This is a genomic window from Roseburia lenta, from assembly GCF_014287435.1.
Lineage (GTDB): Bacteria > Bacillota > Clostridia > Lachnospirales > Lachnospiraceae > Pararoseburia > Pararoseburia lenta.
On record NZ_JACOPG010000002.1, the window covers coordinates 345,296 to 357,025 of the forward strand.

Annotated in this window: 9 protein-coding genes and 1 other annotated feature; all 9 genes read right to left on the reverse strand. The window is 45.4% G+C overall.

Features of this window, described 5'->3' with window-relative positions; all coding sequences use genetic code 11:
* Positions 1–51: 51 nt before the first annotated feature.
* Positions 52–3,885, reverse strand: a complete 3,834-nt coding sequence (gene rpoC, locus H8R94_RS05685; protein WP_186854121.1) for a DNA-directed RNA polymerase subunit beta' — start codon at positions 3,883–3,885, stop codon at positions 52–54.
* An 18-nt stretch (positions 3,886–3,903) separates the two neighbouring features.
* On the reverse strand, positions 3,904–7,785 hold the full coding sequence (gene rpoB / locus H8R94_RS05690; RefSeq protein WP_118535125.1) for a DNA-directed RNA polymerase subunit beta: 3,882 nt from the start codon (positions 7,783–7,785) through the stop codon (positions 3,904–3,906).
* A gap of 296 nt (positions 7,786–8,081) precedes the next feature.
* Positions 8,082–8,456 carry a 50S ribosomal protein L7/L12 gene (gene rplL, locus H8R94_RS05695; RefSeq protein ID WP_118280360.1) on the reverse strand — a complete coding sequence of 125 codons (375 nt, stop codon included), beginning with the start codon at positions 8,454–8,456 and terminating at the stop codon, positions 8,082–8,084.
* A gap of 53 nt (positions 8,457–8,509) precedes the next feature.
* Entirely contained in the window at positions 8,510–9,016 is a 507-nt protein-coding gene (rplJ, locus tag H8R94_RS05700) for a 50S ribosomal protein L10 (protein ID WP_118280361.1), read from the reverse strand.
* A gap of 68 nt (positions 9,017–9,084) precedes the next feature.
* Positions 9,085–9,231, reverse strand: a sequence feature (ribosomal protein L10 leader region).
* Positions 9,232–9,259: 28 nt separating this feature from the next.
* Entirely contained in the window at positions 9,260–9,955 is a 696-nt protein-coding gene (gene rplA, locus H8R94_RS05705) for a 50S ribosomal protein L1 (protein WP_186854122.1), read from the reverse strand.
* Positions 9,956–10,147: 192 nt separating this feature from the next.
* Complete coding sequence (gene rplK, locus H8R94_RS05710) at positions 10,148–10,573, reverse strand: 50S ribosomal protein L11 (RefSeq protein WP_118280363.1); 426 nt, start codon at positions 10,571–10,573, stop codon at positions 10,148–10,150.
* A 14-nt stretch (positions 10,574–10,587) separates the two neighbouring features.
* Positions 10,588–11,106 (reverse strand): transcription termination/antitermination protein NusG, encoded by a 519-nt coding sequence (gene nusG / locus H8R94_RS05715; protein WP_118280364.1) that lies wholly within the window; start codon positions 11,104–11,106, stop codon positions 10,588–10,590.
* A 16-nt stretch (positions 11,107–11,122) separates the two neighbouring features.
* Positions 11,123–11,323, reverse strand: coding sequence for a preprotein translocase subunit SecE (gene secE, locus H8R94_RS05720; RefSeq protein WP_118535124.1), 201 nt, complete (start codon positions 11,321–11,323; stop codon positions 11,123–11,125).
* A 21-nt stretch (positions 11,324–11,344) separates the two neighbouring features.
* Positions 11,345–11,494: a 50S ribosomal protein L33 gene (gene rpmG, locus H8R94_RS05725; protein ID WP_118280366.1), complete on the reverse strand. Its 150-nt coding sequence runs from the start codon at positions 11,492–11,494 to the stop codon at positions 11,345–11,347.
* Positions 11,495–11,730: the final 236 nt, after the last annotated feature.

Genomic DNA, 11,730 nt, shown 5'->3' on the forward strand with positions numbered 1-11,730 from the left:
CGGAAAGCATGCTCTGTTTTCCGTGGTGCCTTGTATTATGATTTATTATCCTTAGTCGATAGAAACAGTATCTTCTGCTTCTGCTTCTGTTTCTGCCTCGGCTTCTTCGACCGGCGTATCATCATAAAGATCTCCGAAGTCTTCTGTCTGTTCTTCGATCTCCTGATTGTAATCGGTATTCAACTTGATGTTGCCATAACGTTTCATACCTGTTCCGGCTGGGATCAACTTACCAAGGATGACATTTTCCTTCAGACCGATCAATGGGTCGATCTTGCCCTTGATGGCTGCTTCTGTCAGAACCTTTGTTGTCTCCTGGAAGGATGCTGCTGACAAGAAGGAGTTGGTTGCAAGGGAAGCCTTTGTGATACCGAGCAGTACCTGCTTTCCTTCTGCCACTTCCTTGCCTTCTTCTGCAAGTTTCTCATTCATTTCTTCAAAGTCAAGAACATCAACAAGTGTTCCCGGTAAGAACTCAGAATCACCGTTGTTCTCGATGCGTACCTTCTTTAACATCTGACGCACGATAACTTCGATATGCTTATCACTGATTTCAACACCCTGTAAGCGATATACACGCTGTACTTCCTGAAGCATGTAATCCTGAACGGCACGCACGCCCTTGATCTTTAAGAGATCATGTGGGTTGATAGAACCTTCTGTCAGTTCGTCACCGGCTTCCAGTTCCTGTCCGTCTACGATCTTGATACGTGAACCATAAGGGATCAGATAAGCCTTGCTTTCTCCGGTTTCCTTATTGGTAACGATAACTTCACGCTTCTTCTTCGTATCTTTGATCTCTGCTGTACCGGCAAATTCTGTGATGATTGCAAGTCCCTTTGGCTTTCTTGCCTCAAACAATTCTTCGACACGAGGAAGACCCTGTGTGATATCGTTTCCGGCAACACCACCACTATGGAAGGTTCTCATGGTAAGCTGTGTACCAGGTTCACCGATAGACTGTGCTGCGATGATACCGATTGCTTCACCGACCTGTACTGCCTGACCGGTTGCCATGTTGGCACCGTAACACTTAGCGCAAACGCCGACATGTGAACGGCAGGTAAGGATGTTACGGATCTTCACGCGTGTGATCTCTTTTCCGTTCTCATCCACACCAACTGTAACGATCGCATGTGCACGCTTTGGTGTGATCATGTGGTTTGCCTTAACGATCACATTGCCATCAGCATCGCAGATCGTCTCGCACGAAAATCTGCCTGTGATACGTTCTTCCAGACTCTCGATCTCTTCACGACCATCCATGAATGCTGTGATGTAAGTACCAGGGATCTCACGATCTTTTCCGGCATTACAATCAGATTCACGAACGATAAGTTCCTGTGATACGTCAACCATACGTCTGGTCAGGTATCCGGAATCGGCGGTACGAAGGGCTGTATCGGACATACCCTTTCTAGCACCATGCGCTGACATGAAGTACTCCAATACGTCCAGACCTTCACGGAAGTTTGACTTGATAGGAAGTTCGATCGTACGACCGGTTGTATCAGCCATCAAACCACGCATACCGGCAAGCTGTTTGATCTGCTTGTCAGAACCACGGGCTCCGGAATCAGCCATCATAAAGATATTGTTGTACTTATCCAATCCGGAAAGCAGGGCTTCTGTCAACTCATCATCGGTCTTTTTCCATGTCTCAACAACGTCTCTGTAACGTTCTTCCTCTGTCAAAAGACCTCTCTTATATTTCATCGTGATACGGTCAACTGTCTTTTCTGTATCAGCGATCATCTGTGGCTTCTGTGGCGGCACGGTCATATCGGAAATAGATACGGTCATGGCTGCTCTTGTAGAGTACTTGTAACCCATAGCCTTGATATCATCCAATACTTCTGCCGTCTTGGTTGCTCCATGTGTATTGATAACCTTTTCCAGAATCTGCTTTAATCCCTTCTTACCAACATGGAACTCAATCTCATAACGGAGTGCATTTTCCGGCTTGCTGCGGTCAACAAATCCCAGATCCTGTGGAATGATCTCATTAAAGATCAAACGACCCAAGGTTGTCTTTACATTGCCTTCTACAACGCTTCCGTCTGCAAGTGTCACGCTCTTATGAACGTAAATGACCTGATGCAATGTGATCTCTTTATTTTCATATGCCAACAGTGCCTGGTTCATACTTGGGTAATAATGTCCAAGTATGTCTCTTGCTCTACAGATGACATGACGGTTACCATCTGTCACATCCTCAAAATGGATCATATCATCAATGTCGATGACATCTGCATTAATGTCTGCCTTGATGTCCTCTGCGTCAGTATATACCTTATCAGAAACAGTCGTAATGCCCTCTTCCTTGGAATGATCTGCCAGACGATCCATGGTCAGATAGTAGATACCAAGTACCATATCCTGTGAAGGAACGGCTACCGGACCACCATCAGATGGTTTCAGCAGGTTGTTCGGAGACAGGAGCATGAAACGACATTCTGCCTGTGCCTCTGCAGTAAGTGGAAGATGGACAGCCATCTGGTCACCATCGAAATCGGCGTTAAATGCAGTACATACCAGTGGATGTAACTTGATTGCCTTGCCTTCTACAAGGATTGGCTCAAACGCCTGAATACCAAGTCTATGCAGTGTAGGAGCACGGTTTAACATAACCGGGTGCTCTTTGATCACTTCCTCGAGTACATCCCAGACCTCTGGCTGTAACTTCTCGACCATCTTCTTTGCATTCTTGATGTTGTGTGCAGTTCCGTTAGCAACCAACTCTTTCATAACGAAAGGCTTGAAAAGTTCGATCGCCATCTCTTTCGGAAGACCACACTGATAAATCTTAAGTTCCGGTCCTACGACGATAACGGAACGTCCAGAATAGTCAACACGCTTTCCGAGCAGGTTCTGACGGAAACGTCCTGATTTACCCTTTAACATATCTGACAAAGACTTGAGGGCTCTGTTTCCAGGGCCTGTAACCGGACGGCCTCTACGACCATTGTCGATCAGTCCGTCAACCGCTTCCTGTAACATACGCTTTTCATTACGAACGATGATGTCTGGTGCGCCCAGTTCAAGCAGTCTTCTCAAACGGTTGTTACGGTTAATGATACGACGATACAAGTCGTTCAGATCGGATGTCGCGAAACGTCCACCATCCAACTGTACCATCGGACGAAGATCCGGTGGGATAACCGGGATAACGGTAAGGATCATCCACTCCGGCTTGTTGCCTGACTCGCGGAATGCTTCTACAACTTCCAGTCTCTTGATGACTCTGGCGCGCTTCTGACCGGTAGCAGTCTTGAGTTCTGCTTTCAGTTCAGCCGCATCTTTTTCCAGATCGATATCGCGGAGCAATTTCTGGATCGCCTCAGCCCCCATACCCACCTTGAAGGTTGAGCCGTACTGCTCTCTGGCATCCTGATATTCCTGCTCTGACAATACCTGTTTATACATAAGAGGTGTGTCTCCTGCATCAAGTACGATATAAGATGCAAAATACAATACCTTTTCCAGTGTTCTTGGTGACAGATCAAGGATCAGTCCCATACGGGATGGGATACCCTTGAAGTACCAGATATGAGATACAGGAGCTGCCAGTTCGATATGTCCCATACGCTCTCTACGAACACTTGCCTTTGTGATCTCAACACCACAACGGTCGCAGACTACGCCCTTATAGCGAATCTTCTTGTATTTACCACAATGGCATTCCCAGTCCTTGCTCGGTCCGAAGATCTTTTCACAGAATAATCCGTCCTTTTCCGGCTTCAAAGTTCTGTAGTTGATCGTCTCAGGCTTCTTTACTTCGCCTCTGGACCACTCTCTGATCTTTTCCGGTGATGCCAAGCCAATCTGAATTGCATCAAATTCTATTGGCTGATTTGTTGCTTCTTTATTCATTGCTTCTGGCATTGCTAATCTCCCTTCTTACTATTCGTCGCCAAGATCGTCTCCATCGAAATCATCAGAAAAAGCATCCATATCCGGCTCTTCTTCCTCATCCTCAATGTTGACTAACTCTTCGCTGTCTGCATCGAATTCCTGCTTGGTAAATCCACTCTTTGCAAAAGATTCGCTGCTTTCAAATGCGAAGTTCTTATCTCCGGCAATGATAGCATTGATGTCTGTATTGCCATATTCGCTGGTCTCCATCAACTGTACTTCGTTTCTGTCTTCGTCTAAGACTTTGACATCCAGACCCAGAGCCTGTAATTCCTTGAGGAGTACCTTGAATGACTCTGGAATACCCGGTTCAGGGATATTCTCGCCCTTGATAATGGCTTCATATGTCTTAACACGTCCTACAACGTCATCGGACTTCATTGTCAGGATCTCCTGCAATGTGTAAGAAGCACCATAAGCCTCGAGTGCCCAAACTTCCATTTCTCCGAAACGCTGTCCACCGAACTGTGCCTTACCACCAAGTGGCTGCTGTGTAACCAGTGAGTAAGGACCGGTAGAACGAGCATGGATCTTATCGTCTACCAAGTGGTGCAACTTCAGGTAATGCATGTGTCCGATGGTTACCGGTGAATCAAATTCCTCACCTGTACGTCCATCACGCAACTGTACCTTTCCGTCGCGTCCTAACTTAACGCCCTTCCACAGTTCTCTGTGTTCTCTGTTATCAGATAAATACTGCATGACATCATCACGCAACTGATCTTTATATTTTGCTTCGAACTCATCCCACTCCATGTTTACATAGTCGTTGGAAAGTTCCAAAGTATCCTGAATATCGATTTCCTTTGCGCCATCAAATACCGGTGTCTCGATATTGAAGCCCAGTGCCTTTGCTGCAAGGCTAAGATGGATCTCCAGGACCTGACCGATATTCATACGAGAAGGTACACCCAGTGGGTTCAGCACGATGTCAAGCGGACGACCGTTTGGCAAGAATGGCATATCTTCTACAGGAAGCACGCGGGAAACGACACCCTTGTTACCATGACGACCAGCCATCTTATCACCGACAGAGATCTTTCTCTTCTGTGCGATATAGATGCGGACTGCCTTGTTTACGCCCGGTGACAGTTCATCACCGTTTTCACGGGTAAATACCTTGGCATCTACGATAATACCGTATTCGCCGTGTGGCACCTTAAGGGATGTATCACGGACTTCTCTTGCTTTTTCACCAAAGATGGCACGGAGCAATCTTTCCTCTGCGGTCAGTTCTGTCTCTCCCTTTGGAGTAACCTTTCCGACCAGGATATCTCCGGCACGGACTTCTGCACCGATACGGATAATACCATTTTCATCCAGATCCTTGAGTGCGTCATCACCGACACCCGGAACGTCTCTTGTGATCTCTTCCGGTCCAAGTTTGGTATCTCTGGCTTCTACTTCGTATTCTTCCATATGGATAGATGTGTAAACATCATCCTGTACCAATCTCTCTGAAAGAAGAACCGCATCCTCGTAGTTGTAACCTTCCCAAGTCATGAAACCAATCAGAGGGTTCTTACCAAGTGCAAGTTCGCCCTTGGATGTAGAAGGTCCGTCTGCGATAACCTCGCCTTCTTCGACATGATCGCCCTTGAATACGATCGGACGCTGGTTGTAGCAGTTTGACTGGTTGCTTCGAGAGAACTTTGTCAGGATATACTCATCCTTGTCACCATCTTCTGTGCGGATGATGATGCGGTTGGACTCAGAACGCTCTACCACACCTGCGTGCTTTGCAACAACGCAGACACCGGAATCGACTGCTGCCTTTGGCTCCATACCGGTTCCGACAACAGGTGCTTCTGTAGTAAGAAGTGGCACTGCCTGACGCTGCATGTTAGATCCCATCAGCGCACGGTTAGCATCATCGTTCTGCAGGAACGGGATCAATGCTGTAGCGACAGAGAATACCATCTTAGGAGATACGTCCATGTAATCAAACATGAGCTTATCGTACTCCTGGGTCTCCTCGCGGAAACGACCGGAAACGGAATTACGTACAAAATGTCCTTCCTCATCCAGTTTCTCGTTCGCCTGTGCTACATGGTAATTGTCTTCTTCGTCTGCTGTCATATATACAACTTCATCCGTAACACGCGGATTCTGTGGGTCGCTCTTGTCGATCTTACGATATGGTGCCTCGATGAAACCATACTCGTTGATACGTGCATAACTAGCCAGAGAGTTGATCAAACCGATATTTGGTCCTTCAGGGGTCTCGATAGGGCACATTCTACCGTAGTGAGAATAGTGTACGTCTCGAACCTCGAATCCGGCACGGTCTCTTGACAGACCACCAGGTCCCAATGCGGATAAACGTCTCTTGTGGGTCAACTCGCCAAGTGGGTTGTTCTGATCCATGAACTGTGACAACTGGGAAGATCCGAAGAACTCCTTCACTGCTGCCGTTACCGGCTTGATGTTGATCAGGCTCTGTGGTGAAATGCCTTCCAGATCCTGTGTTGTCATACGTTCACGTACCACTCTTTCCAGACGGGAAAGACCGATACGATACTGGTTCTGTAGCAATTCGCCGACCGCGCGGATACGACGGTTGCCCAAATGGTCGATATCGTCATCATGACCAACGCCATACTCTAAGTGCATATTGTAGTTGATGGATGCAAAGATATCCTCTCTTGTAATATGCTTCGGGATCAGGTCATGGATATTCTTCTTGATTGCATCAGCAAGGTCTTCTGCTGTCTCATTCTCTTCTAAGATCTGTGCCAAAACCGGATAGTAAACGAGTTCGTTTACGCCCAATGCCTTGGTATCGAAGTCAACATAATTGCTGATATCTACCATCATATTGGAAAGAACTTTGACATTTCTCTCCTCAGCCTGTACCCATACATATGGTACGGCTGCATTCTGGATAGCATCTGCCAGTTCACGGTTTACGACCTTACCTGCCTCTGCAAGAATCTCGCCTGTAGTCTCGTCCACTACGTCCTCTGCGAGAATCTGTCCGTTGATACGGTTGCGGAGTGCTAATTTCTTGTTGAACTTGTAACGTCCTACCTTTGCAAGGTCATAACGTCTTGGGTCAAAGAACATAGCAGAAATCAGGCTTTCTGCACTTTCCACGGTAAGCGGTTCGCCCGGACGGATCTTGCGGTATAATTCCAAAAGACCGCCTTCGTAAGAACCGTTTGGTTCTTTTTCCGTAATAGATGGATCCTTGCCAAAAGATGCAAGGAGTTTTGGCTCCTCACCGAACAGATCGATGATCTGCTGGTTGGTACCAACACCAAGTGCACGGATCAATACAGAGATCGGCACTTTTCTGGTTCTATCAACACGAACATAGAAAACGTCATTAGAGTCTGTCTCATACTCGAGCCAAGCACCACGATTCGGGATCACGGTACAAGAATACAATTCTTTACCTACCTTGTCGTGTCCGATTGCATAATAGATTCCCGGGGAACGAACTAACTGGCTGACGATGACACGCTCTGCACCATTGATCACAAAGGTACCTGTCTCTGTCATCAAAGGCAGATCTCCCATAAAGATCTCGTGCTCGTTGATCTCGTCGGTCTCTTTGTTGTAAAGACGAACCTTTACTTTCAAAGGAGCAGCATATGTCGCGTCTCTTTCCTTACACTGTGGAATTGTATATTTCACATCATCTTTGCATAATGTAAAATCAACAAACTCCAAGCTTAACTGACCGCTGTAATCAGCGATCGGAGAGATATCATCGAAGACTTCTTTTAATCCCTCATCGAGGAACCACTGATAAGAATCCCTTTGGATCTCAATCAGGTTAGGCATCTCCAATACCTCTTTTTGTCTCGAGTAACTCATACGCATGCTTTTTCCAGACTTGACTGGACGTATTCTGTTTTTCTCCATTGACGTTTCACCTCTCGTTTATATTTTAAGTCTATTGAAAAATGGGCATAAAATTCCCATTGCACCACAATAAAGCATCCTATACTATACAACAATTTCTCTCAGGATGCAAGAACTTTTTTCACTTTTCACTTGACAAATTGCCATTTTTTTGCATTGTGCGGATTTTTGGCACGTTAGGGCCTTTCGTGTAATAGGGAATCCCACAGAAAAATCCCATCACACAAAAAGACACCAGGATCACGAATAACCCTGGTGTCTCTGCTTGCAATACTAATTATGCCATCAGGCGGGAATTACTTTAATGTAACCTTAGCGCCTTCTGCTTCTAACTTAGTCTTGATGTCTTCTGCTGTAGCCTTGTCAGCTGCTTCCTTAACGATCTTAGGAGCGCCATCAACTAATTCCTTAGCTTCCTTCAAGCCAAGACCAGTTGCTTCACGAACAACCTTGATAACCTTAACCTTGTTAGGACCTACTTCTGTAAGTTCTACATCGAACTCGTCCTTCTCTTCAGCAGCTGCTGCGTCTCCGCCTGCTGCTGCTACTACAACGCCTGCTGCTGCAGATACGCCAAACTCTTCTTCACAAGCCTTTACTAAGTCATTTAACTCTAATACGCTTAACTCTTTGATAGCTTCGATAAATTCTTCTGTTGTCATCTTTGCCATGATAATTTCCTCCGTTTTAAATTTGATTTAATAATTTCTTTTTAATGAAGTGATTACTCTTCTGTTGCCGGTGCTTCGCCGCCCTGCTCAGCGATCTGGTTAAGAACTCTAGCCAGATTTGTGATAGGTGACTGCAAACTTCCAAGTAACTTGGACAACAATTCGTCTCTTGACGGAACTGCTGCTACTGCCTGCATTCCGTTTGCATCATAGAATGTACCTTCTACGACACCAGCCTTGATTTCAAGTGCAGGTGCTGTCTTTGCAAACTTAGCAAGGATACGTGCAGGAGCTGTCGCATCTTCTGTAGAAATAGCAATAGCGCTAGGTCCTTCTAACACTGGAGCCAGGCTTTCATAGTCAGTTCCCTTGAAAGCAAAGTTCATCATTGTGTTCTTGTATACCTTGTAAGTAACGCCTGCTTCTCTTAATTCCTTACGTAACTGTGTGTCTTCTGCTACCGTCAATCCACGATAATCAACAACAACTACAGACTGTGCGTCTTTGATGTTTGCTGAAATCTCGTCAATGACCGGCTGCTTTAATTCAACTTTTGCCACGTTTCGTGTACCTCCTTATTTTATTTCATCTTGCTTAGACTTTGGAGATTTTATCTGATGTCCTGCCAACAGGCAAAACAAAAGCCTCTCTGCGCTAGACAAAGAGGCTCAAAAAATCATAATCACATCGTTTAAAAACGATCGACTGTCCTCGGTAGGTCGTATACGTTATGCCTTGCGGCACCTACTGTCTTCGGCAACATGCTTTCGCATTATATCATTGTATTATACGAATGTCAATAACTACTGTGCAACTTTTGCAACATTTACCTTAACGCCAGGTCCCATTGTAGGAGCCAAAGAAATGCTCTTAATGTACTGGCCCTTAAGACTGCTTGGCTTAGCCTTGTTAATGGCATCCATAAGGGTCTGGAAGTTGTCCGCTAATTGTTCCTCTGTAAAGGAAGCTTTTCCAATTAGCACATGGATAATATTGGTCTTATCCAATCTGTACTCAATCTTACCAGCCTTGATATCGTTGACAGCCTTGGTTACATCCATAGTAACTGTTCCTGCCTTTGGGTTTGGCATTAAGCCCTTAGGTCCAAGTACACGTCCCAAACGACCTACAACACCCATCATGTCAGGTGTAGCAACAACTACATCAAAGTCCAACCATCCATCGTTCTGGATTCTTGGGATCAGTTCATCTGCTCCAACGAAATCTGCGCCTGCTGCAGTAGCCTCATCAGCCTTAGCACCCTTAGCGAATACTAAAACCTTGACAGCCTTACCTGTACCATGTGGTAAAACTACAGCACCACGGATCTGCTGTTCTGCATGACGTCCGTCACAACCGGTTCTGATATGAGCCTCGATTGTCTCATCAAACTTAGCAGTAGCATTCTTCTTTACCTGAGCGATTGCTTCTGCTGTTTCAAATTGAGCTGACTTGTCGTATGACTTTGCAGCCTCAACGTATTTCTTTCCTCTTTTCATTCTATTTACCTCCTGTGGTAGTATCGGGAGAGGTCCCTCCCACTGTTTCAACTTGTTTTAAATCGCGCAAATAAGGAAGTTCTTTTCGCTAAACTCGAGCATCGCTTACGCTCGCTCTCGTTAATCTCAAAGAACGACCTCGCACTAAATTCGAGCTGTGCTTACGCCCGCTCTCATTAAGTTGCTTTCGGCCTATTCGGTCACCTCAACACCCATGCTGCGTGCTGTTCCTTCGATCATGCTCATAGCAGCCTCAACTGTTGCTGCGTTCAGGTCAGGAAGTTTTGTCTCAGCAATTTCCTTTACCTGAGCCTTTGTGATCTTAGCAACCTTTTTCTTGTTCGGTTCGCCTGATCCGGACTGGATCTTAGCAGCCTTCTTGATCATAACTGCTGCTGGCGGTGTCTTAGTGATGAAACTAAAACTTCTGTCTGCATAAACAGTGATAACAACAGGGATAACAGTATCTCCCATATCAGCTGTCTTTGCGTTAAACTGCTTTGTAAACTCTACAATGTTTACACCATGCTGTCCAAGTGCAGGACCAACTGGTGGTGCAGGTGTAGCTTTACCAGCAGGAATCTGCAACTTAATATATCCTTCGATTTTCTTTGCCATTGGATTGTTCCTCCTTAATTCATTTTCTTAACATCCGCAAAACTGATCTCGACCGGTGTTTCACGACCGAACAGTTCTACATTGATCGTCACGCTCTGCTTGTTGTGATTCATTGTCTGAATAACACCAACGGTATCTTTCCAAACGCCGCCGATAACAGCAACGGTATCACCTTCATCAAAGTCAACGACCACATTGTCTGTCTTGATCCCCAGTGGTCTCATTTCAGCATCTGTAAGTGGTACAGGCTTGCTTCCTGGTCCAACGAACCCTGTCACGCCTCTGGTATTTCTGACCACATACCATGTGTCATCGTTCATGACCATATTGATCAGAACATATCCCGGGAACATCTTCTTGGAAGATGTTTTTCTAACACCATCTTTCAATTCTGTGACATCCTGCATAGGAACACGAACCTCAATAATCTGATCTTCCAAATGACGATTCTCGATGGTCTTGTCAATATTCGCTTTGACTTTATTCTCATAACCTGAGTAGGTATGGACTACATACCAGTGTGCCTCTGCCATAATACTTCTGCCTCCATTATAATTTCACTAGAAAATCAACGCCATACTGAATCACGTAATCCAGGATTACGATGATAAATGCAACTACAACTGACGTAGCAACAACTGCTACCGTCTGCTTCCCAACCGATGAGCCGTCCGGCCAGATGATCTTTGAGAACTCTGTCTTCAGACCTGCAAAGCGCTGGGACATGCTTTTCTTTTCTGTGTCTGCCATATCAACTCTCCTTTACCCCAATTACTTGGTTTCTTTGTGTAAAGTGTGTTTCTTACAGAACTTGCAGTACTTGCTCGTTTCCATACGATCTGGATGAGTTTTCTTGTCTTTTGTCGTATTGTAGTTACGCTGCTGACATTCTGTGCATGCCAATGTTATTTTCGTGCGCACAACTTCCACCTCCACTTAAATTTTTCTTGTGTTTTTCTATGCCAGAAATTTAGGCATAAAAAAAAGACCTACTTCCGTCGCTTAACAACTATACCATAGCCCTTGCTTTTCCGTCAATATATTTTTTGTTTTTCATAAGCGTTTTTTCACAGAAAGCTTTTTCCGTAAAAATCCGCGCCATCACTCCTTTGGCTTCGTAATGTGATCATAACACTTTATATCCGCATTATAAATAA